This window comes from Actinokineospora iranica, from assembly GCF_900101685.1.
GTDB classification, from domain to species: domain Bacteria; phylum Actinomycetota; class Actinomycetes; order Mycobacteriales; family Pseudonocardiaceae; genus Actinokineospora; species Actinokineospora iranica.
The window spans coordinates 247,350-269,267 of sequence record NZ_FMZZ01000001.1; the positions used below are offsets into that span (position 1 = coordinate 247,350).

General features: G+C 71.2%; 21 protein-coding genes and 1 pseudogene. 12 read left to right on the forward strand and 10 right to left on the reverse strand.

Going from position 1 to position 21,918, the window contains the following annotated elements:
* Window positions 1–64 precede the first annotated feature (64 nt).
* Window positions 65–838 carry a CbtA family protein gene (locus BLS56_RS01175; RefSeq protein WP_228771266.1) on the reverse strand — a complete coding sequence of 258 codons (774 nt, stop codon included), beginning with the start codon at window positions 836–838 and terminating at the stop codon, window positions 65–67.
* Window positions 829–1,038: a CbtB domain-containing protein gene (locus BLS56_RS01180; RefSeq protein WP_091447216.1), complete on the reverse strand. Its 210-nt coding sequence runs from the start codon at window positions 1,036–1,038 to the stop codon at window positions 829–831. Before BLS56_RS01180 ends, BLS56_RS01175 begins: the two co-directional genes overlap by 10 nt.
* Window positions 1,039–1,295: 257 nt before the next feature.
* On the opposite strand from BLS56_RS01180, the gene BLS56_RS01185 reads away from it, so the two are divergent.
* From BLS56_RS01185 to BLS56_RS01205, 5 genes are all read left to right on the forward strand, one after another.
* Window positions 1,296–1,862: a histidine phosphatase family protein gene (locus tag BLS56_RS01185; RefSeq protein WP_091447219.1), complete on the forward strand. Its 567-nt coding sequence runs from the start codon at window positions 1,296–1,298 to the stop codon at window positions 1,860–1,862.
* Between the two features lie 198 nt (window positions 1,863–2,060).
* On the forward strand, window positions 2,061–3,968 hold the full coding sequence (locus tag BLS56_RS01190; RefSeq protein ID WP_091447223.1) for a sensor histidine kinase: 1,908 nt from the start codon (window positions 2,061–2,063) through the stop codon (window positions 3,966–3,968).
* A complete protein-coding gene (locus BLS56_RS01195; protein WP_091447226.1) occupies window positions 3,965–4,618 on the forward strand; it encodes a response regulator in 654 nt (217 codons plus the stop codon). The genes BLS56_RS01190 and BLS56_RS01195 overlap by 4 nt, the downstream gene beginning before the upstream one ends.
* A 182-nt stretch (window positions 4,619–4,800) precedes the next feature.
* Window positions 4,801–6,015, forward strand: a complete 1,215-nt coding sequence (locus BLS56_RS01200) for a UDP-N-acetylglucosamine 2-epimerase (protein ID WP_139190454.1) — start codon at window positions 4,801–4,803, stop codon at window positions 6,013–6,015.
* Between the two features lie 25 nt (window positions 6,016–6,040).
* Entirely contained in the window at window positions 6,041–7,390 is a 1,350-nt protein-coding gene (locus tag BLS56_RS01205; RefSeq protein WP_091447232.1) for a GH1 family beta-glucosidase, read from the forward strand.
* Here the strand turns inward: BLS56_RS01205 and BLS56_RS01210 are convergent.
* Window positions 7,380–8,381 carry a beta-ketoacyl-ACP synthase 3 gene (locus BLS56_RS01210; RefSeq protein ID WP_091447235.1) on the reverse strand — a complete coding sequence of 334 codons (1,002 nt, stop codon included), beginning with the start codon at window positions 8,379–8,381 and terminating at the stop codon, window positions 7,380–7,382. The two genes, BLS56_RS01205 and BLS56_RS01210, sit on opposite strands and share 11 nt — an antisense overlap.
* 103 nt (window positions 8,382–8,484) lie before the next feature.
* On the opposite strand from BLS56_RS01210, the gene BLS56_RS01215 reads away from it, so the two are divergent.
* Together BLS56_RS01215 and BLS56_RS01220 are read left to right on the forward strand one after the other, a co-directional pair.
* Window positions 8,485–9,027 carry an orotate phosphoribosyltransferase gene (locus BLS56_RS01215; protein ID WP_091447237.1) on the forward strand — a complete coding sequence of 181 codons (543 nt, stop codon included), beginning with the start codon at window positions 8,485–8,487 and terminating at the stop codon, window positions 9,025–9,027.
* 79 nt (window positions 9,028–9,106) lie between these two features.
* Complete coding sequence (locus BLS56_RS01220) at window positions 9,107–9,592, forward strand: GNAT family N-acetyltransferase (RefSeq protein WP_228771267.1); 486 nt, start codon at window positions 9,107–9,109, stop codon at window positions 9,590–9,592.
* A gap of 45 nt (window positions 9,593–9,637) precedes the next feature.
* On the opposite strand, the gene icmF is transcribed toward BLS56_RS01220, so the two are convergent.
* Complete coding sequence (gene icmF, locus BLS56_RS01225) at window positions 9,638–12,871, reverse strand: fused isobutyryl-CoA mutase/GTPase IcmF (protein ID WP_091447243.1); 3,234 nt, start codon at window positions 12,869–12,871, stop codon at window positions 9,638–9,640.
* 179 nt (window positions 12,872–13,050) lie between these two features.
* Here icmF and paaI point away from each other — a divergent pair, with 179 nt between their 5' ends.
* Window positions 13,051–13,416 carry a hydroxyphenylacetyl-CoA thioesterase PaaI gene (gene paaI, locus BLS56_RS01230; protein ID WP_091447245.1) on the forward strand — a complete coding sequence of 122 codons (366 nt, stop codon included), beginning with the start codon at window positions 13,051–13,053 and terminating at the stop codon, window positions 13,414–13,416.
* A gap of 90 nt (window positions 13,417–13,506) precedes the next feature.
* Here paaI and BLS56_RS01235 read toward each other — a convergent pair whose 3' ends face one another.
* Complete coding sequence (locus BLS56_RS01235; protein ID WP_228771268.1) at window positions 13,507–14,109, reverse strand: hypothetical protein; 603 nt, start codon at window positions 14,107–14,109, stop codon at window positions 13,507–13,509.
* A gap of 144 nt (window positions 14,110–14,253) precedes the next feature.
* Here BLS56_RS01235 and BLS56_RS01240 point away from each other — a divergent pair, with 144 nt between their 5' ends.
* Window positions 14,254–14,718, forward strand: coding sequence for a peroxiredoxin (locus BLS56_RS01240; RefSeq protein ID WP_091447248.1), 465 nt, complete (start codon window positions 14,254–14,256; stop codon window positions 14,716–14,718).
* A gap of 239 nt (window positions 14,719–14,957) precedes the next feature.
* Here the strand turns inward: BLS56_RS01240 and BLS56_RS01245 are convergent, their stop codons facing one another.
* The 5 genes and pseudogenes from BLS56_RS01245 to BLS56_RS01260 form a co-directional block, all read right to left on the reverse strand.
* Window positions 14,958–15,419, reverse strand: a complete 462-nt coding sequence (locus BLS56_RS01245) for a L,D-transpeptidase (RefSeq protein ID WP_091447250.1) — start codon at window positions 15,417–15,419, stop codon at window positions 14,958–14,960.
* A 167-nt stretch (window positions 15,420–15,586) separates the two neighbouring features.
* Complete coding sequence (locus BLS56_RS31945) at window positions 15,587–16,471, reverse strand: hypothetical protein (RefSeq protein WP_228771396.1); 885 nt, start codon at window positions 16,469–16,471, stop codon at window positions 15,587–15,589.
* A gap of 423 nt (window positions 16,472–16,894) precedes the next feature.
* Window positions 16,895–17,005: pseudogene (locus BLS56_RS32680) on the reverse strand (helix-turn-helix domain-containing protein); the annotation flags it as partial.
* 89 nt (window positions 17,006–17,094) lie between these two features.
* On the reverse strand, window positions 17,095–18,234 hold the full coding sequence (locus tag BLS56_RS01255; RefSeq protein WP_091447255.1) for an LCP family protein: 1,140 nt from the start codon (window positions 18,232–18,234) through the stop codon (window positions 17,095–17,097).
* 197 nt (window positions 18,235–18,431) lie between these two features.
* Window positions 18,432–19,133, reverse strand: a complete 702-nt coding sequence (locus tag BLS56_RS01260; protein ID WP_228771269.1) for an alpha/beta hydrolase — start codon at window positions 19,131–19,133, stop codon at window positions 18,432–18,434.
* Between the two features lie 65 nt (window positions 19,134–19,198).
* Between BLS56_RS01260 and BLS56_RS01265 the strand changes: the two genes are divergently transcribed.
* Genes BLS56_RS01265 through BLS56_RS01275 form a run of 3 tightly spaced genes read left to right on the forward strand, consistent with a single transcriptional unit; the run spans window position 19,199 to window position 21,604 of the window.
* Window positions 19,199–20,023, forward strand: coding sequence for an alpha/beta fold hydrolase (locus tag BLS56_RS01265; protein ID WP_091447258.1), 825 nt, complete (start codon window positions 19,199–19,201; stop codon window positions 20,021–20,023).
* 19 nt (window positions 20,024–20,042) lie between these two features.
* A complete protein-coding gene (locus tag BLS56_RS32950) occupies window positions 20,043–20,855 on the forward strand; it encodes an NTP transferase domain-containing protein (RefSeq protein ID WP_091447261.1) in 813 nt (270 codons plus the stop codon).
* A gap of 23 nt (window positions 20,856–20,878) precedes the next feature.
* Window positions 20,879–21,604 carry a sugar isomerase domain-containing protein gene (locus BLS56_RS01275; protein ID WP_091447262.1) on the forward strand — a complete coding sequence of 242 codons (726 nt, stop codon included), beginning with the start codon at window positions 20,879–20,881 and terminating at the stop codon, window positions 21,602–21,604.
* Window positions 21,605–21,918: the final 314 nt, after the last annotated feature.

Consider the following 21,918-nt stretch of genomic DNA (forward strand, 5'->3'; position numbering starts at 1 on the left):
AGCCTTCCCTGCCAACAGCGAAGGCCGCCCCCGGGAAACCCAGAAGGCGGCCTTCGCGACCAGGTCACGCCCGGGACAGCCCCCGATGCAACAGCACCGCGAACACGATCCCGATCCCCGCCCACAGCACCGCTGAAGTGCCCAGGGAAGCGATCCGGAACTCCCACAGCACATTCCCGGGGAATCCGGCGGGGACTTCCTGGAACGTGGGCAGCAGCTTGGCCACACCGGTCACCACGACCAGATACCCGAGCCCAGCCGCCACGGTCGCGCCCCATCCGCCGACCCGCGGCGTGAGCGCCCGCGCGGCGAAGATCGCTCCGACCACGGCGACCAGCGAGATCCCGATCATGCCGAAGAACAGCACGGTCCGGTCACCGATGGTCTCCCCATTGCCCACCGCAGGCGGGTTCGCCGGGTAGGCCAGGAACGGAACCAAGACCACCGCGACATACCCGAGCCCAGCCAAGGCCACCGCGGTCGCCCGCGGCGTGAGCGGACCGATACGGCCATAGGCGAACGCGAACGCCAGACTGAAAAGCCCGCCCAGCCCGAGGCCATAGGCGACCGTGCCGATTCCAAGTCCGCCAGTGGACTGGAATGCCCGGCTGACTTCCTCTTCCTCGGCGGGCTCATGCGCCGCGGCCTCGCCATGGCTGTGCCCGGAATCAGCCCCGGCTTCCTCGATCGAGATGGCGGTGTCCACCGACGGCTCCCCGAACACGAACGCGAAGCCGAAAGCGAGCACACCACCGACAAGTCCCGCGAGCAACCCCCACACCAACAGCGACCGAACGGTCAACGTGGTCGGGGCTGTCGCGTTCTCGGTCAGTGGCACGGGAAACCCAGCAGGTGCCGGGCGTCGTGAACCAGTTCGTGCACGTAGGTGCCCTCGAAGATCGCGAGGGCGCCCTGCTCCGCGCCGACGAAGTACAGCGCCAGCAGGGAGATGATCCCGGTGAAAACCGCGTACGGCAGGATCTGCCGGACGGGGATGCTCACGGGGATGGGGGTGGGGAGTGCGACGGCTTGCGTCATGGACTGCCTCCTCAGGGCTTCACGCGGCCCAATCGGTGGAGCGGACGACGGTGAAGGGTCTGACTTCGGTCCCGGGGGGTGCCGGGGCCGATCACAGTGGCGCGGCCGTGCCGGAGTCACACCGGCTTCCTTCTACCATCAGGGTCGACTAGGAAACGTATGGGAGTTCGCGTGGCACTGTCAACGCGGCCGTTCGGACGGTGGGATCGTCCGGTGGACAGGTCAGGGGTGTCGCGGCGATCTTGTGAGGTGGCCTCATGAGCGCGCGGCTGATTCTGGTCTGCCACGGGGCGACCGCGGCGACGCGCGCGGCGGCCTTCCCCGCCGACGAGCCGCTTGAGCGCAACGCCGTCGCTGCTGCGACTGCCGGACCCCCATTGGGCCAAGTGGACGAAGCGCTGTGCGCCCCGGCCCTGCGATGCGCGCAGACCGCTGCCGCGCTGGGCCTGCTCGCCAAGCCGGACGAGGGCCTGCGCGACGCCGATTTCGGGCGCTGGCGCGGGCACGCGCTCGACGAGCTGGCCGTGGCCGAGCCGGACGAGCTGACCAGGTGGCTGACCGACCCGAGGGCCGCGCCGCATGGCGGCGAGTCCGTTGTGGACTTGGTGGCCAGGGTCGGCCGCTGGCTGGACGACCGGCCGACCGAATCGCCGCGCACGGTCGCGGTGACCCATCCGGCGGTGGTGAAAGCGGCGCTCATACACGCGCTCGGCGCCGATCCGTCGGCATTCTGGCGTATCGACGTCGCGCCGCTTTCCCGCACGATTCTGCGTGGCGGACCGGGACGGTGGACATTGCGCTGGATTGTGCCCGGCACGGCGTGACGCCCTTGTGGAAAAGGCCATTCCGGCCGGTTCTCGGTCCCCTCCGGCGAGGTGCTCACCAACTAGGCCACCAGAAGGGGAGGCCCCCACATCGCGGGCATTGCGGTGAGATGTCCGGTCTGACCTTGCGCTGGGCGCGGAACACGAGGACGCTCGACGCACCGATCGGGGCAGGGAAGAGGAATACGCGGGCGAGCCATGACATCGGGCGAACACGTGCCGCGAGACTCGACCGAGAAAGCGGTGGACGCCGTGCTGGAGACAGGTGCGGACCAACCGGGCGGCCGGGACGGCAGGCCTGCCGACGACCCGCACGCTCCGCACCGGAACAACCTGTTCCGCGGCCTGGTCGACCGCGCCGCCGCCGCTGAGGTCTCCCAGGAGCGGATGCGCCACCTGCTCGACGCCGTGCTGTCGGTGGCCAGCGACCTGTCGCTGCCCGACGTGCTGCGCCGGATCGTCGCAGCGGGCTGCGAACTCAGCCGCGCCCGCTACGGCGCGCTCGACACCTTCGGCCAGGACGGCGCCCTCGTGGAGTTCGCCCGCGCGGGCGGCGCGCTGCCCGCGCGGGCCAAGGCCGTCCTCAGCCTGGTGACCGACCGGCCGCTGCGGCTTCCCGCCCCCGCCGACACCGACTTCTCCGCCCTCGCCGAACTCACCAAGCCCACCAGCACCGGCCCGGCCGACGCCGACCGCACCGACGCGGCCGCGCGGGCCGAGCCAGGGCGGCCCGAGCCGGGGCGAACCGTGCCGGGGCGGCTCGCGGGGGTCGGCTCGTTTCTCGGCGTGCCGATCCGGGCGCGCGGCGAGGTGTTCGGCAATCTCTACCTGGCCGAGAAGATCGGCGGATGCGCGTTCACCCAGGAGGACGAGGACGTGGTGGTGGCGCTGGCCGCCGCGGCGGGCATGGCGATCGAGAACGCCCGGCACTACGACCTCAGCCGCAGGCGGGAGCGGTGGCTGCGGGCCACCACCGAGGTCACCGCCGTGCTGCGGACGACCGCGGGCGAGGCGGAGGGCCTGGACCTGCTGGTGCGCCGGGCCCGGGAGGTGCCCGCCGCGGCGCTGGCGTTCGTCGCCGGGCCGTCCGGGCCGGAGCACATGCTCATCCGCGGCGTCGACGGCGTGCTGCGCGATGAGCTGTCCGGCCTGCGGCTGCCGATTGTCGAAAGCATCACCGGCGACGTGTTCAGCACCGGCAGGCCCCGGGTGCTCACCGAGGTGGTCGAGGCGAGCGCGACCCGCTCGGTGGCGACCTTCCACCGCCTGCCCCAAGGCATCGACGCGCTCGGACCGGCCATGTTCGTCCCGATGACCGCGGGCCAGCACACCACCGGCGTGCTGATGGTCGCCCGCGGGCGGGGCGCGGCCCGCTTCGATGACGACGACCTGCGGATGATCACCGACTTCGCCACGCACGCCGCGCTCGCGATCGAGTTCGCCGACGCCCAGCAGGACCGGCAGCGGCTCGCGCTCTACGAGGAGCGCGACCGGATCGCCCGCGACCTGCACGACCTGGTCATCCAGCGGCTGTTCGCGATCGGCCTGGGGCTGCACGGCCTCAAGCGCGCGACCGGGCCGGACGCCGCCGAGCGGCTGGCCGGGTTCACCGACGAGATCGACCAGACGATCCGCGAGGTGCGGCGCAGCATCTTCTCCCTCCAGCAGCCCGCGAACGGCCCCTACAGCCTGCGCGGCGAAATCCTGCGCGCGATCTCCGACGCGACGGTCTCGCTGGGGTTCGAGCCGACGGTCCGGCTGGAGGGCCCGCTGGACTCGGTCGTGCCAGCGGACGTGGCGCTCGACCTGATCGCCACCCTGCGCGAGGCGCTGTCGAACGTGGTGCGGCACGCGGGCGCAGGCGGCGTCGCGGTCACCGTGTCGGTCGACCGCGGGGCGACCCGGCTGGGGCTGCTGGTGCGCGACGACGGCCGCGGACTGCCGCCGAGCATCCGACACCGCAGCGGGCTGGCGAACATGGTCCAGCGGGCCCGCCGCTGGCGGGGAGACTGCGAGATCGACTCGCCCGAGCCGGGCGGGACCAGGGTCGACTGGGCGGTGCCGCTGCCCTCGGCCGGGACGCGAGGCCAGGAGGCGTGTGAATGAGTATTTCCGTGTTCGTGCTCGACGACCACGAGGTCGTCCGCCGCGGGTTGCGCCAGCTTCTCGAGGTCGAGCCGGACATCGACGTGGTGGGCGAGGCGGCCACGGCCGGGCAGGCGCTGGCACGCATCCCCGCGGTGCGGCCCCAGGTCGCGATCCTCGACGTGCGACTGCCCGACGGGGAGGGGGTGAGCGTGTGCCGGGAGGTGCGTTCGGTGGTCGAGCCGCCGCCCGCGTGCCTGATGCTCACCTCGTTCTCCGACGACGAGGCCCTGTTCGGCGCGATCATGGCGGGCGCGGCGGGGTACATGCTCAAGCAGGTCAGCGGCGGCGAGTTGGTCTCGGCGGTGCGGACGCTGGCAGGCGGCGGGTCGCTGCTCGACGCCGGGGTCACCGCGACCGTGCTGGAGCGGCTGCGCGCCGGGCGCGTCGAGGACCCCCGCTACCGCAGCCTGAGCCAGCAGGAGCGCAAGATCCTGGACCTGATCGCCGAGGGCATGACCAACCGGCAGATCGCGGGCGCGCTGTACCTGGCCGAGAAGACGGTCAAGAACTACGTCTCCACGCTGCTGCACAAGCTCGGCTTCGACCGGCGCACCGAGGCCGCGGTCTACGCGACCCGATTGCAGAACACCCACCGCAGTAACACCTGACCGGGTGGCGCGGCTGCGCGCTGTCACCCTCGCATTTGCGGGCCAGCGCGGGTTTCGGCGTGTCGAAATGTGCGCTGATTCGGCCGGGGGTAACGTCGCGGGGGTCTCGCGCTATACCGCAGTGCACGAGGGAAACCGGGGCCGCGAATCGCTCGCTCCGGTGTCGCGGAGGGGGTGTGGCCGTGCCGAACACCTTGGTCCCGCTGCCCGCCCCGCTCCCGTCCGGTCGCGCGCCGGAGGTCTGCCTCGTCGCCGGGGACGCCGCCGCCGCCGTCAAGCTCGCTCCGCTGGCCACCGCGATGCGCGCCCGTCGGCAGGTGTGGCCGGTCGTGCTCGCCTGCGGCGACGACGCGCCCGCCGCCACCGCGGCGCTGTCCGCATTCGGCCTCGCCGCGGACATCCTGGTCGAGCTGTCCCGCGACGGCCAGGAAATCCCGCGCGCCGCGGCGCAACTGCTCGCCGGGCTCGACCACGCCTTCACCGACCGGCGGCCGGACGCGGTGGTGGTGCAGGGCGACTCGGCGACCGCGTTCAGCGCGACCATGGCCGCGTTCTGGCGGCAGATTCCGGTGGTGCACCTCGACGCGGGCGTGCGGTCCTACGACCTCACCGCCCCGTTTCCGCAGGAGGGCCACCGCAAGCTGATCGCCCAGGTGTGCTCGCTGCACCTCGCGGCCACCCCGGACACCGCGGCCAACCTCGCCGACGAGCGCCACACCGGGCCGAAGGTGGTGACGGTGGGCAGCACGGCCGTCGACGCCGGGTTCGAGGCCCTCGACCGGCACGAGCGCCACACCGACGACCGGGTGCAACTGGTGGAGGACACCGTCGTCGCAGGCCACTGCAGGCTGGTGCTGGTCGTGCTCGACGCGGCCCGCTGGCGGTCGGAGACGGCGACGCACGTGCTGCACGGGGTCGCCGACCTGGTGCTGGCGAACCCGGACCTGGAGGTGGTGCTGCCCGTCCCCCGCGACAGCGCCCTGCGCCACCGCGCCTACGACATGCTCGGCAGGCTGGTCCGGGTCACGATCACCGACCCGCTCCCCCAGCCCGAACTGGTCTGCCTGCTGTCGGTGGCCGCGGCGGCGGTGACCGACTCGGACATCCTCGCCGAACAGGCCCCCAGCTTCGGCGTTCCCACCCTCGTGGTCGGCGGCGAGGTGACCGCCTGGGCCGAGCCGCCGCGCCCCGGCTACCCGTGGACGGCGGGAGCCGACCGCGCCGTCATCGCCCGGATCACCGAGAAGCTGCTGCTCAGCGGCATGGAACTGCGCACGGCCCCGCCCTCGGACAACCCCTTCGGCGACGGCTTCGCCGCGGCCCGCTGCGAGCAGGCGGTGCAGTGGCTGCTCGGCCTGCGCCACCGTCCCCGCGAGTTCACCCCCGGATCTCCATAGCGTTTCGACAGGAGGACCCCCCACGATGCCGTTCCCGCCGGAGTTCCTGTGGGGTGCGGCGTCGTCCGCCTACCAGGTCGAGGGGGCGGTCACCGAGGGCGGGCGCGGCGTCTCGGTGTGGGACACGTTCTGCGCCGAGCCCGGTCGAATCCGGGACGGCCAGTCCGGCGCGGTGGCCGCCGATCACTACCACCGTTACCGGGAAGACGTGGCGCTGCTGCGTGATCTGGGCGTCGGCGCGTACCGGTTCTCGGTGGCGTGGCCGAGGGTCGTGCCGGATGGGACGGTGCACTCCGAGGGGCTGGACTTCTACGACCGGCTCGTGGACGAGTTGTGCGCGGCCGGGATCGCGCCCGCGGCGACGTTGTTCCACTGGGACACTCCGCAATACCTGGAGGACAACGGGGGCTGGCTCACCCGGGACACCGCCCACCGGTTCGCCGACTACGCATCCGTTGTGGGGCAACGGCTCGGCGACCGGGTGCGGCTGTGGATGCCGCTCAACGAGCCGGTCGTGGTGACGATGTTCGGCTACGCGCTGGGCAACCACGCGCCGGGGCGGAACCTCGGTCTGGCCGCGCTTCCGACGGTGCACCACCAGTTGCTCGGCCACGGTCTCGCCGTGGGCGCGCTGCGCGCGGCGGGCTGCTCGAACATCGGTGTGGCCAACCACCACGGCGCGGTGTGGGCGGCGTCGGAGTCCGAAGCGGACACCATGGCGGCGCGGTCGTATGCGACGCTGGTGAACTGGCTGTTCGCCGATCCGCTGCTGCTCGGCCGTTATCCCGCCCCCGAGCTGGCGGCGGCGATGCCCGGCCCGGTCGTGGAAGACCTCAAGGTGATCTCGACGCCGCTGGACTGGTACGGGATCAACTACTACCAGCCGACCCTGGTCGGCGCGCCGTCGAAGAACGGGTCCGATCCGGCGGTGGCCGGGCTGCTGCCGCCCGACCTGCCCTTCGAACCCCGGCGGCTGAGCGGGTATCCCACGACCGACTTCGGCTGGCCGGTGATCCCCGAGGGGCTGCGGGAGACCGTGGCGATGTTCGCCGACCGCTACGGCGACGCGACACCTCCGTTGTATATCACCGAAAGCGGCTGCTCCTACCACGACCCGGACCCGGTGGACGGGCGCGTGCCCGACCCGGCGCGGATCGCCTACCACGAGGCTCACCTGCGCGCGCTGGAGCAGGCAATCACAGGCGGCGCGGACGTGCGCGGCTACTTCGTGTGGGCGGCGACCGACAACTTCGAGTGGGCGGCGGGCTACCGGGAGCGCTTCGGCCTCGTCCACATCGACTACGCCACCCAGAAGCGCACGCCGAAAGATTCCTATTACTGGTACCGGGACTTCATCCGCGACACTATCCACTGAGGACTGACAGTGATCCCGGGCTCTCCGGCATCCGCACCACTTGAGCCGCGTACGACAGGCCCGCGCCGAAGCCCACCAGCAGCGCCAACCCACCCGGCTCGGCGCCCTCGGCGAGCAGCCGGTCCATCGCCATCGGGATCGACGCGGCCGAAGTGTTGCCGGAGGTGACCACATCCCGGGCCACGACCGCTTTCGGGGCATCGATCTTGCGGGCCAGCGCCTCGACGATGCGGAGATTGGCCTGGTGCGGCACGATCGCGACCAGGTCCTTCGGGTCGACGCCCGCGCGCTCGCACGCCAGCAGCGCGACCGGGTAGATCTCGGTGGTGGCCCACCGGAACACCGCCTGCCCCTGCATACGCATCAGTCCGCCGTCCGGAATGTGGATCAGGGCGGCGGCGTCGGCCGAGCCGTCGCTGCCCCACACGATCGGGCCGATACCCGGCTCGTCGGCGGCCTCGATCACCGCGGCCCCGGCCCCGTCGGCGAAGATGATCGACGTGCCGAGGTCTGCCGGGTCGACCCAGACGGACATCTTCTCCGTCCCCACCACCACCGCCCGCCGCGCCGACCCGGCCCGCACCGCGTCGGCGGCGACCGCGAGGGCGTAGCAGAACCCCGCGCACGCGGCATTGAGGTCGAAAGCCGCGGCGGCCCGCGCCCCCAGCGCCGCGGCGGCCCCGGCGGCGTACAGCGGGAGCGGCCCCTTCGCGCTGCACGTCGCCACGACCACCAGATCCACCCCCGCGGCGTCCCGCCCGGCCTGCGCCAGCGCCTTCTCAGCGGCCAGGACCGCCATCTCCGCCATCGTCTCGTCGGTCGCGAAGCGTCGGGACACGATGCCCGTGCGCTCCTGAATCCAGTCCCCGGTCCGCCCGAATCGGGCGGCGATCTCCGCGCTGCCGACCACCGTGGGCGGCCGGTAGGAGCCGAGGCCGACCAGTCGGGCGCCCGCGGCGCCCGCGTCCTGACACAGTTCCGTGACTGTCATTGGGCGATCATGATGAACTTCACTAAAGTGACTGTTGTCGGATGATTAACTCGTCCGCAAAGGTGGTCGAACGGCCACCACTACCTCGCGAGGTCACCCAGCCATGCGGCCCCTTCTGCGCCACGGCCACTTCGCCTTCGAGTCCGGCCACCACGGCGACACCTGGCTCGACCTCGACCGGCTGATCACCGACCCGGCCCGCGTCCGCGCCGCGGCCGAGGCGCTGGCGCCCCGCCTCGCCCGATTCGGCGCGGACCTGGTCGTGGGCCCGCTCGATGGCGGCGCGTTCCTCGCGCAGTGGGTCGCCGCCGCGCTCGGCGCCCGGTTCGCCTACACCACCCGCACCGTCGACGCGGCTGGCCCGCGCTACACCGTGCCCGCCGGGCTCGACGTCGATGGCGCCCGCGCCGTCGTGGTGGACGACGCGGTCAACCTCGGGTCGGCGACCGAGGCCACCGTCCGCGCACTGGCCGACCGGGGCGCGGTGACCGCCGCGCTCGCCAGTGTCTTCGTGTGCGCGCCCACCGGCCCCCAGGTCGGCCCCCGGCTGGGCGTGGACCAAATCTGGCTCACCCAACTCGAAACCGCCGTCTGGCCTTCGTCTGACTGTCCACTGTGTCTCGACGGTGAGCCGCTATCGACCTAAAGGGCGCGCGCGAACCGCGAGCGCGGTGCGACGATGGGGCGTGCTGATTCGACGTGAGATAAGCGGTGACGAGCGTGCGGTGACGCAGGTGCATTCCGACGCCTTCGCCGGGCTGTACCCAGACAGCCAGCCGGTAGAGCCAGGGCTGGTGGACAGCCTGCGGGCGAGCGATGCCTGGCTGGCGCCGCTGTGTCTGGTCGCGGAGATCGACGGTCTCATCGTCGGTCAGGTGACCGCCTCGCGCGGCTTTTTGCTGCCAGGTGGGCAAAGCGCGGTCGCGTTGGGGCCGCTCGGCGTGCGGGTGGCGTACCAGCGCCACGGGGTCGGCAGCGGGCTGATGCACGCCGTGCTCGCGGCGGCCGACGCGCGGGACGAGGCGCTGGTCGTCCTTTTGGGACACCCGGAGTACTACCCGCGGTTCGGGTTCCGGCCCGCCGCCGAGTTCGGCGTCGAACCCGAGGTCCCGGACTGGGCGCCCGCGTTCCAGGTCCGCCCGCTGACCGCCTACCGGCCCGAGATGCGCGGGACGTTCCGCTACCCGCAGCCGTTCGCCGACCTCGCCTGACAACCGGGGCGCCGCGGTGTCCGGCCGAGACACCGCGGCGCCGGGTCAGACGTTGCGCCGGTACTGGCCGCCCACCTCGAAGAACGCCTCGGTGATCTGGCCCAGCGTGCAGACCCGGGCAGCGTCCATCAGGACCTCGAACACGTTGCCGTCCGTGGCGGCGACCTCCCGCAGGCGGGCCAGCGCGGTTTCCGCCTCCGCGCGGTGGCGCTGCTGGTACGCCCGGGTCCGCTCGACCTGGGAGCGCTTCTCGTCCTCGGTGGCGCGGGCCAACTCGATCTCGAACACCTCGTCTTCCTCGCCCTTGGGCGGCAGGAAGGTGTTGACGCCGATCAGGGGCAGCGAGCCGTCGTGCTTGCGGTGCTCGTAGAGCATCGACTCGTCCTGGATGCGGCCGCGCTGGTAGCCGGTCTCCATCGCGCCAAGCACGCCGCCGCGGTCGGAGATCCGGTCGAACTCGGTGAGCACGGCCTCCTCGACCAGATCGGTCAGCTCGTCGATGATGAACGAGCCCTGCAACGGGTTCTCGTTCGCCGAGAGGCCCCATTCTTTGTTGATGATGAGCTGGATCGCCATCGCGCGCCGCACCGACGACTCGGTCGGGGTGGTGATCGCCTCGTCGTAGGCGTTGGTGTGCAACGAGTTCGCGTTGTCGTACAGCGCGCACAGGGCCTGCAAGGTGGTGCGGATGTCGTTGAAGTTCATCTCCTGCGCGTGCAGCGAGCGGCCCGAGGTCTGCACGTGGTACTTGAGCTTCTGCGACCGCTCGGCGGCGCCGTAGCGCTCCTTCATGGCCACCGCCCAGATCCGGCGGGCGACCCGGCCGATCACCGAGTACTCGGCGTCCATGCCGTTGGAGAAGAAGAACGACAGGTTCGGCGCGAAGTCGTCGATGTCCATGCCGCGCGCCAGGTACGACTCCACATAGGTGAAGCCGTTGGCCAGGGTGAAGGCGAGCTGGCTGATCGGGTTCGCCCCGGCCTCGGCGATGTGGTAGCCGGAGATCGACACCGAGTAGAAGTTGCGGACCTTGTTGCGGATGAACCATTCCTGGATGTCGGCCATCATCCGCAGGCTGAACTCGGTGGAGAAGATGCAGGTGTTCTGCCCCTGGTCCTCCTTGAGGATGTCGGCCTGCACGGTGCCGCGCACGTTGGCCAGCGCCCACGCCGCGAGTTCCGCGTGCTCATCTGGCGTCGGCTGCCGATTGTGCTCCAGGACGAAGGCGTCGACGCGTTGGTCGATCGCGGTGTTGAGGAAGTACGCCAGGATCGTCGGCGCGGGGCCGTTGATGGTCATCGACACCGACGTGGTGGGCGCGGTCAGGTCGAAGCCGTCGTAGAGCGCCTTCATGTCGTCCAGCGACGCGATGGAGACCCCGGACGTGCCGATCTTGCCGTAGACGTCCGGCGGGGTGTCGGGGTCGCGGCCGTAGAGGGTCACCGAGTCGAACGCGGTGGACAGCCGGGTCGCCGGGTTGCCCTCGGACAGCAGTTTGAACCGGCGGTTGGTGCGGAACGCGTCGCCCTCGCCCGCGAACATGCGGGCCGGGTCCTCGCCCTCGCGCTTGAACGGGAACACCCCGGCGGTGAACGGGTACCGGCCGGGCAGGTTTTCCTTGCGCAGGAATCGAAGCAGCGTTGCCTCGTCATCGAAGCGCGGCAGCGCGACGCGGGGAACGCGGCTGCCGGACAGGGTGGCCCGCCAGAGCTGGGTGTGCAACTCCTTGTCGCGCACCTTCACCACGAGCTCGTCGGCGCGGTACTGCTCCGCCGTGGCAGGCCACTGGGCGAGCAGGTCGGCGGTGTCGCGCTCCACGCGGCGCTCGGCTTCCGCGACCAGTCGCTCGATGTCCTCTGTGGACGATCCGGCGGCGCTCAGCGCGTCCCGGGCGGTGGCCAGCGCGCTCCGCTCGCGCACGGCGGCGACCTGCTCGTCGGTCTTGCGGTGGTACGCGCGCACGGTCTCGGCGATCTCGGACAGGTAGCGGACTCGCTGCGGCGGCACGACCGTCGCGGCCGAAGTGGACACCCGACCCTCGACGCGCGGCAGCACGCCCTCGGCGAACGGGACCCCCCTGTCCGCGAGCAGCCCGCGCAGCTCCTGGTAGAGCGCGGTGACGCCGTCGTCGTTGAAGGTGGCCGCGCTGGTGCCGAAGACCGGCATGTCCTCCCAGGACTTCCCGAACGCCTCCCGGTTGCGCACCAGCTGCCGGGCGACGTCGCGGCGGGCGTCCTCGGCCCCGCGCCGCTCGAACTTGTTGATCGCGACCACATCGGCGAAGTCGAGCATGTCGATCTTCTCCAGCTGCGAGGCCGCGCCGAACTCCGGGGTCATCACATACAGCGACGTGTCGACGAACGGCACGATCGCCGCGTCGCCCTGGCCGATGCCGGGGGTCTCCACGATCACCAGGTCGTTGCCCGCCGCCTTGCACGCCGCGATGACCTCGGCCAGCCCGTCGGGCACCTCGGAGCCCGCGCCCCGGGTCGCCAGCGAGCGGAAGAAAACCGCCTGCCCGTCGAGGGAGTTCATCCGGATGCGATCGCCGAGCAGCGCGCCGCCGCCCCGGCGCCGGGTCGGGTCGACGGCGATGACCGCAACCCGCAGCTTGTCCTGCTGGTCCACGCGCAGCCTGCGCACCAGCTCGTCGGTCAGCGAGGACTTGCCCGACCCGCCGGTGCCGGTGATGCCCAGCACGGGCACCACCCGGTCGACCCCGGCGATGGCGTCGCGGACCTCGTCGGACAGCGTGCCCGCCTCGATCTGGGTGATGGTCCGCGCGAGCGCGGCGTGGTCGCCCGCCAGCAGCGCGTCCTTGGCCGCGGGCGCGGCCTCGGCCGGGTCGACGTCGCACGCCTCGATCATCGAGTTGATCATCCGGGCGAGGCCGAGGGTCTGGCCGTCCTCCGGGGAGAAGATCCGCGCCACGCCGCGCGCGTGCAGCAGCTTGATCTCGTCGGGGACGATGACGCCGCCGCCACCGCCGAACACCTTGATGTGGCCCGCGCCGTTCTCGGCCAGCAGTTCCACCAGGTAGCTGAAGTACTCGACGTGCCCGCCCTGGTAGGCGCTGATCGCGACGCCCTGCACGTCCTCCTGGATGGCGGCGGTGACGACCTCGCGGACCGAGCGGTTGTGCCCGAGGTGGATCACCTCGGCGCCCTGGGACTGCAGGATGCGGCGCATGATGTTGATCGCCGCGTCGTGTCCGTCGAACAGGCTGGCCGCGGTGACGAACCGGACCGGGTGCGCCGGTCGGTGCAACTCTGCGGACATCGGTGGCCTCCGTGGGAGCGCGGTCGGGCCGATCGGCTGCATCGGCGACAAGAAATAGTCTTACTTCCTACTATCGGATGTGCAAGTACCCGATGGTCGGCCGGTCCAGGCCACCCGCCTACGATGGCCGTGACACGACCGTATCGAGGTGGGTCATGACCCCGGAACCCGTAGCCAGGATGATGACGGACGACACAGCCTCCGCCGCCCTGGGCATCACGCTGACCTCGGCGGGCGTCGGGCACGCCGAGGTGCGCATGACGGTCACCGAGACCATGGTCAACGGGCACGGGATCGGCCACGGCGGCTACGTGTTCCTGCTGGCCGACACCGCCTTCGCCTGCGCGTGCAACAGCCACGGCCCGGTCACCGTCGCCGCGGGCGCGGACATCACCTTCGTCGCCGCCGTCCACCTGGGCGATGTGCTGGTCGCCCGGGCCGCCGAGCGCACCCGCTACGGCCGCAACGGCGTCTACGACGTGACGGTCACCAGGGGTGACCAGGTCGTCGCCGAGTTCCGCGGCCGCAGCCGCACCGTCGGCTGACCAGCCGCTGACCGGCAACCGAGCACACCCGCAACGGCATCCACGGTGTCGACCGCCACCGAAGCCGACGAACTCGGCACCGCCTGCTATCTACCCGCTGACCAGCAGAAACACGGCGCCGCCGACCACCGGGCCCAGGAGCACGCCCACCAGCACCTGCGCCACGGTGTGGTCGCCGAGCACGACTCGCGACCAGCAGACCAGCACCAGGGGCGCCAGCAGCGCCAGCGCCCACCAGCCGTAGAGCAGGGCCGCCATCGCCACCGCTCCCCCGGCCACCGCGGCGTGCAGCGACACCTTCCACGAGCGGGTCACCGCGATGCACACCACCAGCGTCGCGAACATCGACAGCGACAGCGCCAGCACAGCGCGCGGCGCGTTGCCCAGGACCAGGATCGCGATGCCTACCGCGGTGGAGGCGAGGCCGACGGTCAGCGGTAAGAGGCGGTGCTCGCGGTCGCGCACGTGGTGGGTGTCCCACCGGCCCCTGCGGGCGCCGCGCACGATGAACACCATCGGCAGGACGCTGGAGAACAGCGCCACCTCAAGCCCCCACAGCACGGTCTGGCCCAGGTCGTGACCGGTGGCCGACCAGGCCACGGCGAGCGGCAGGACCAGCACGACGACCGCGGGCGAGAACACCTCGCTCGCCACCCGCGCGAGGCGGCCGCCCGTCGTCGCCAGCACATCCACGCCGCCGATGCTCCCATCTCGCGCCGCCGCGCGACCACCCTTTCGGCAAACCGGCCACCCCGGCCGCCGCGGCGCCCTGCGCCTCTGGTGGGGTCTGTACTTGACCGCGTGCCGGTTCCGCCCCCCGTACCGAGGAGTGCCCCGATGAAGCCCGGAGACCTCGCGCCGAACTTCACCCTGCCGGACCAGACCGGGAAGGAGCGCGCCCTGCGCGAGTTCCTGGACACCGGGCCGGTCGTGCTGTTCTTCTACCCGGCCGCCATGACCCCCGGCTGCACCGCGGAAAGCTGCCACTTCCGCGACCTGGCCGCCGAGTTCGCCGAGGTCGGCGCGCACCGGGTCGGCATCAGCCCGGACCAGGTCGACAAGCAGGCCAAGTTCGCCACGGTCAACGCCTTCGACTACCCGCTGCTCTCCGACCCGGACGGCGCGGTCGCCACCGCGTTCGGTGTGCGCCGCCGGTTCGGGCCGCTGCTGACCAAGCGCAAGACCTTCGTCATCGACACCGACGGAGCCATCCTCGAAGCGATCAAGAGCGAGTTCCGCTTCACCGTGCACGCCGACCGGGCGCTGGAGGTCCTGCGGAACCGCGAGAACCCCGCCGCCTGAGTTCCGCGCTCCCGCGCGAAGGCCGCCCCAGGTCCGCCCTGGGGCGGCCTTCGCCGTTTCCGAACGACCCGCGCCACTGGTCGGGGGTTCATTCCCGATCCGAACACGGCATCCTCCTGCGGGAGGTGGACCAACTGGTGGCGGCGCTGACCGCGTGCCTCGGATAGCCCTCCCGCTGAGAAGACCCACGCCGAGACGACAGGGAGCCTTCGCGGTGAAGGCTCCCTGTCCCGCGTGCCTCATGGGACGACTTCGACGACGTCGCCGGGGGTCAACCCGTCGAAGAACGCCTTGGCCGCTTCCGGCGAGAGGTGCACGCACCCGTGCGACTGCTCCCGCAGGCTGCCCTCGTGGAAGGCGATCCCACTGGTGGTGAAGAACACCGAATACGGCATCGGCGCGTCGTACGCCTTGCTCCAGTGGTCGATGTCCTTGTACGTCACCGAAAACGTCCCGGGCGGCGTCTCGTAGCCCGGCTTGCCGGTGGTGATCGGCACGGCCCCGTAGGTCACCGTCCCGTTGTCCATCAACCAGGCCGCGTTGTCACTCAGGTCGATACAGGCGGCAGCCCGCGGCCCACATGGCGCCGCTGCCTGCGCGCTCGCGGCCGGAGCCGCGAGAATCCCGCCCGCTCCGATCAACGCCGCCACAGAGATGACTCCCCTGGCGACGGCTCCCCTGGCGATGCGCGGCGTGCCCATCGGTAAACCTCCCATCCGCCCACCGAAGCGGGCTCGTGTTTGGTGCTTCCTCGGGTACTGGTTACCTACCCCAAGATCGCCAGGGCGTAACCGACAGTTGACCGACACCTCTCGAAAGTGCTGGCAGTACACGAAAATCGGGCGACGTACCCACGCTACGAACTCGCTCAGTCATCAGCCAGGAGCCTGCGCCGGTCACGCCACGCCAACCGCAGCAGCGTCACCGCGCTCGACGACAACCTCGGCTCCAACCGGTCGATCGCCTCGTCGGTGAACGGCACGTCCCGCCCACCGACAAACCGCCCCTCGTCATTGGCCCCCACCCGGCGGGCGAAGATCCGGTCGAACACCTGGCCATCGACCACCGCGACCGTCAACTGCCCCACGCCCAGTTCGAGCGGCTCGATCACCAACCCGTAGTGCCAAAGCCGCAACCGCCCCTGCTCCCGAGCCATGGTGAAGTCCCGGAACGGCTCATCGGTGGTGTAGTCGATCGATCGCGCAGCGCTGCCGTCGTGCTCAGGGTTGCCGAGGAACTCCTCCGAGAACTCCCGCATGATGTTGTGCCACAAGGAGAAGTCGTTGGCCACCTGCGCTGGGTCCGCGGAGGACGGTTGAAACTCTCCTGCGGGCGCGACATGACACAGCCCGCCGCCGTCCGCCACTTTCCCACCGTCACGCTCGTGCAGAACGAAAGTGTGCTCACCACGGCGATCGCGACGAATGGTAAGCGTGGAAATGCCGGGCGACATGAGCAGCCGCTCGGGATCGAAGGGACTGCCGATAGCGCGCCGCAACGGAAGGTCGTCCCAGTCGGGCAGGTCCCCGTTCGACCGCAGCCACGCGGCTTTGAACTCGTGGGCAACGGCCTGTTTCACGTCGTACACAGCGAAAAAAGTCGTGAGTCCGAATGACAACGCGAACCCACCCGCGGTGGCGACACCGGTCAGGCGGAAACTCGGCCGGTTCTCCAGCAGGCGCGGACGCACGAGGTCGCGGACCGCCCTGCTGTAGCCCAGATAGCGCTCCCCCCGGTCGGTCAGCGGCAGCACGTGGTCAGCGGGGAAGGCGGGCGGCTCCGGAGCCTCGGCCCAGCACAGGCGAACCGCGCCGAGATCGATCGGCTCGTCCAACAGCCACCCGGCACCGGTCAGGACATGCCCGCCAGGAGCGCGGAGGGGACGCGGGTAAAGCCACGCGGCCAGCTCACTCAGTTCCCGCCCACGCACTCCCGGCGCTTGCCGCACGGTGAGCCAGTCCTGCTGACTCCGCCGCACATGGTCGAGAATCCCATCGCCAGGATTGACGGACTCGACCTCCGGAAGAACTGCCCTCATCGCCGCCACTTCGTGCTGCACTTGGGGATTCTGGATACCCATGGTCCCCTCGGCCAACAGGTTGAGGAGGTCGCGTCGGTTGACGGACAGCAGCTTCCCCAACTTCGGCCACAGAAACGGCAACGGCTCCCCTTGGCCTGCCTCCCACCGGATAATGGTTGTGCGGTCGACATTCAGTGCCTCGGCAAGGCCTTCCTGGGTGTATCCCGCGGCCTTTCGCATCCGCGCCAACTGCGCTCGCTTGGCCATGCGTTCTCCGTCCCAGTGCCGTCACTGAAAGCGACGATAGCAAAGCCGAACGCCGCCCCCGGCTGGGAGCGGCGTTCGGCGGTGGCGGGCTACGCCGGTGGGCCGACGATGACGTCCGCGGGGACTTCCGCGTCGGTGCGCAGGGCCTCGAACAGCTTCTTGGATTTCGCGGCGTCCCAGAGGATCACCGAGCCGACACCGCGGACGCTTTTGCTGCCGCCCATGGGAACCGTGGTGGTGGTGAGGCCGCCGTCGCCCGCGGCGCCCATGGCGAAGGCGAGGCTGGGCAGGTTGTGCAGGTGGTCGTCCTCGTCCACGGTGACCGCGTCTGGTGCTGCGGAAAGCAGCGGGAACAGGCGGAACGGGTTGAGCAGCGTGCCCGGGTTGGTGGCCTTGTCGGTGAGCGCGCCGATGAACTCGCGCTGGCGGATCACCCGGTCCAGGTCGGCGCGCGGGCCCTTGCGGGTGCGGACATAGCCCAGCGCCGAGGCGCCGTCGAGTTCCTGGCAGCCCGCGGGCAGGTTGATTCCGGCCAGCGGGTCGTCGATCGGGTTGGCCAGGCACATGTCGACCCCGCCCACGGCGTCGACCACGTCGGCGAAGCCGCCGAAGCCGATCTCGACGTAGTGGTCGAGACGCAGGCCGGTGTTCAACTCCACCGTCTTGGCCAGCAGTTGCGAGCCGCCGAAGGCGTAGGCGGCGTTGAGCTTGTTCTTGCCCTTGCCCGGAATGTCCACATAGGAGTCACGCAGCAGCGAGACCAGCGTGGGCTTGGTCGAGTTGTCCGGGATGTGCATGAGCATGATGGTGTCGGTGCGCTGGCCCTTGGCGTCGCCGGTGGCCAGCCGCTCCTCGTCTTCCGCGGACAGGTCCGCGCGGCTGTCGGAGCCCACGATGAGCCAGTTGGCGCCCGCGCCCGCGGCGGGCCTGCCCTCGTAGTCGCCGAGCGCGGCCACCCGCTTGAGCGAGGACTCCAGATAGATCCACAGCCCGGCGACCAGCGCCACGATGACCAGCGCCACGATGAGCGCGATCCGCCCGAACCGCTTCTTGCGGCGCGGCGGCCGCTGGCCGAACCCCCGCGGCGGCGGCCCGCCGGGACCGCGCCCCGGCGGGGGCGGCGGCGGACGGCGCGGGTCGTACCGCTGCTGCCGCTGGGCGACCTGGGGCCGCTCCATCCGGCGGGTGGGGCGGTAGCCCGGCGATCCGGGATTGTGTCCGTAGCTCATCGGAGTCCACCAACCTCGCGCGTCACGAACACCGCTCCCTCTCCCGTGGGATTCTCCCACTTCTCCTGTGAAGACGCGGGACGACGCCCTAGGTTGCCGCGTCCCGCGCACACGGTAAGGGGCAGGCCCGCCAGATGATCACTCGACCCGGCCCGGCGCACCTGGTCGTTTTGTCCTCTATGGACAACTGTCATCCGCTAGAGCGGAACCCGTAACCCGTCCGGCGCGGGCCGCCCGAGGGCGTCGGTGATGACGGGGTCGATCGGCCGGGTGTCGAGGACACCGAGGACGAAACCGGTCACCAGCCGGGTCCACTTGTCGGCCTTGCGCAGCATCGCGTGCCGCTCGCCGGGCACGTCGAAGCGCGCCACCCGGTCGGTGACGGCCTTCGCGCGGCTGGCGAAGCCGTAAGACTGCTCCGGGTCGGTCGTCTGGTCGAGCAGGCCGTGCGCGATCAGGACGGTGCGGCCCGCGAGGTGCTCGACCGGATCGTGCGGCTTGGTCCACGGGGCCAGCGCGCACACCGCCACCACCGACTCGTCGCCCGCGACGCGCAGCGCGACCCGCCCGCCCATGGAGTGCCCGACCAGCACGACCCGCACGTCGCCGTGCGCGCGGCGGATCTCCGCCAGCGCCCACCGCGCGTCCGCCACGGCGTCGGGATCGGGGCCGTTCCAGCCGCGGTAGCGGTTGCGCAGCAGCCACACCGCGATCCCCTGGCCGGCGCCCTTGCGCGCGATGTCCCAGGCGAAGGGCACCATCCGCAGGTAGGCGAGTTGGCGGCGGGTCACCCGCTCCCGGCTGCGCTCACGGCCGCCGTGCAGCACGAGCACCACCGCCCGGACGTCCGCGCGCGGGCCGTAGACCCTGATCCCCGGTGTGGGCTCGGTCTGGTTCACGCCGCAATCTTCGCGCACCGCCCGGCCGCGGCCCGGTGTCGGTCGCCCTCGGTAGCCTGCCGTGCGTGACCGACCACATCCAGATCACCACCGCGGCAGGCGTCTTCGACGCGCTCGCCGCGGGCTCCCCCGGCGACCCGCCGGTGCTGCTGCTGCACGGGTTCCCGCAGGCGGCGATCGCGTGGGAGCACCAGGTCGCGGTGCTGGGCCACGCCGGTCTGCACGCGGTCGCGGTCGACCAGCGCGGCTACTCCCCCGCCGTGCGCCCGATCGACGCCGTCGACTACCGGGTGGACGAGCTGGTCGGCGACGTGCTGGCCGTCGCCGACGCGCTGGGCTGGGCGGAGTTCGACCTGGTCGGCCACGACTGGGGCGCTGTCGTGGGCTGGCACACCGCCGCGGCGCACCCGGAGCGATTGCGCACGCTCACGGCGGTGTCCGCCCCGCACCCCGCCGCGATGGCCGCCGCCCTCCGCGAGGACGAAGAGCAGCAACTGCGATCGCAGCACCTCTCCCTGTTCAAGGAGCGCACGGCCGAGCGGCGACTGCTGGCCGACGACGCGGCGGCCCTGCGCCGAATCTTCGAGTGGAAGATCCCGCCGTCAGCGGTGGCGGAGTACGTCGGCAGGCTCACCGAGCCCGGCGCGCTCACCGCGGCCCTCAGCTGGTTCCGGGCGACGCGGTGGAACGTCCTGCCCGACCCGGTGTCGACGCCGACGATGCACGTGTGGGGCACCGAGGACCCCGCCATCGGCTCGACAGCGGCCCTGAGCTGCGGGAAGTGGGTGACCGGGCCGTACCGGTTCGAGATGGTCGAGGACGCCTCGCACTGGCTTCCCGAGGAAACTCCCGATCTTGTGACAGGTCTGCTACTCGATCATCTGCGGTAGTCGCCTCTAGGCTCTGGACATGGCGGCCTCCGGCGTGGCGGGCCTGCTCCTCGCCGCGGGCGGGGGCAGGCGGTTCGGTATGCCGAAGGCCTTGGCCCCCTACCGCGGCGGCCTGCTGGTCGAGCACGCCCTGGCCACCCTCGCCGAGGCGGGCTGCGCGCCGCTGGTCGTGGTGCTCGGCGCGGGCGCGCCCGAGGTGCCCGCGCTGCCCGCGACGGTCGTGATCAATCCTGACTGGGCTTCCGGCATGGGGTCCTCGCTGCGGGTAGGCCTGGCCGCGCTGGGCGCGGCCGATGTGCCTGAATTGCCCGCGACGGTCGTGGTCAGACACCCCGGCACGCAGTCCCCACCGCGGGTTGACCCGGCGTCGCCAGGTGCTGTGCCCGAATTGCCCGCCACAGTGATCAACCCCGACCGGCCCTCCGCCGCCGCCCCCTCTCCACAACCCGACACAACGACGCCAGGCACCAGGAACGTGCCCGAATCACCCACCACCGTGGCTAACCCCGACCGGCCCTCCGCCGCCGGGTCCTCACCGCTGGGTGCGGTCGTGGCCGTCATCGTGCTGCCCGTGGACACCCCCGGCGTGACCGCGGCGGCCGTCCGCAGGCTCGCTGCCCTGGCGACCCCCCACGCGCTGGCGCGGGCCACCTACGCGGGCGTCCCCGGGCACCCCGTCCTCATCGGCCGCGCGCACTGGGCGGGCGTCGCCGCCGCCGCGCACGGCGACACCGGCGCCCGCCCCTACCTGGCCCGCCACCCCGTGGCCGACGTGCCCTGCGAGGACATCGCCGACGGCGCCGACGCCGACCGACCGGAAGACCTTCGCTGACCCACCACACGCAAGGAGGCACCATGCCCGAAGACGCCTACGGCGACCAGGTCCTGGCCCATCTCGCCGAAGTGGGCGACCACAACGCCGACGCCCTCGACGACGTGTCCGACCTCGTCCTGGCCTGCGTCCGCGCCGAGGGTTTGGTGCTGACAGCGGGCGCGGGCCACTCGCTTGCCGCGGTCGCGGAGACCTTCTTCCGGGCAGGCGGCCTGGCCTGCGTGCGGCCACTGTTCACCGAAGAACTCCAGGTCTTCGGAGGCACCCGACGGGCAACGGCGGCGGAACGGCGGCCGGGGCTGGCCCGGTCGGTGTTCGGGATGGTTCCGCTGTCCGGGCATGAGGTGTTGGTCATCTTTTCCAACTCGGGGATCAACCATTACCCGGTGGAAATGGCGGTGACGGCGCTTGAGTCCGGATGCCCAGTGGTGGCGGTGACATCCACTGAGGCGTCGGCGGAGGCCCCGACACGGGCTGGGACGAAATTGGCGGTCAATGCGACGATCGTGCTGGACACTTTGACTGGACCTGGGGATGTGAGTTATCCGGATGAGAATCCGGTTACGGCTTCACTGTCCACTTTGAGCACAGTGTATCTGTGGAATCAGGTGCTGGCCAGGGTGTTCGACAAGGCCACCGCGGACGGGTATTCGCTTCCGTTGTGGCGAAGCTCCAATGTGGAGGGTGGGGACGCGGCTAACGCCGCGCTTCTGGAGAAGTATGGTGATCGGATTCCGCAGCTGGGGTGACTTGTGTTGCCCGGGCTTCTGTGGGAGCTGGGTTGCGGGGTTTACTCGATGGATGGAGTGCTTCTTGACCCATCGCACCTGGGGGCCGGGTACGGCTGGCAGGGGGCGGGTGTGCTGTCCCGCGCCCATCGAGCACCTGGCAGCCTTGGGTGCGACTGGCAGGTGCTCGGGTTAGCGCCGGGCAGGTCTGGTGGGTGGGCCTACCAGTTCGCAGTGGGCAGGCATGTTCGGGACTTGGCGGCAAGCCGGCCTGGCGAGCACGGGTGGCGGCGGTGCCTGGCCGGGGAGCAGGCGTAGATAGATGCCTGCCGGTC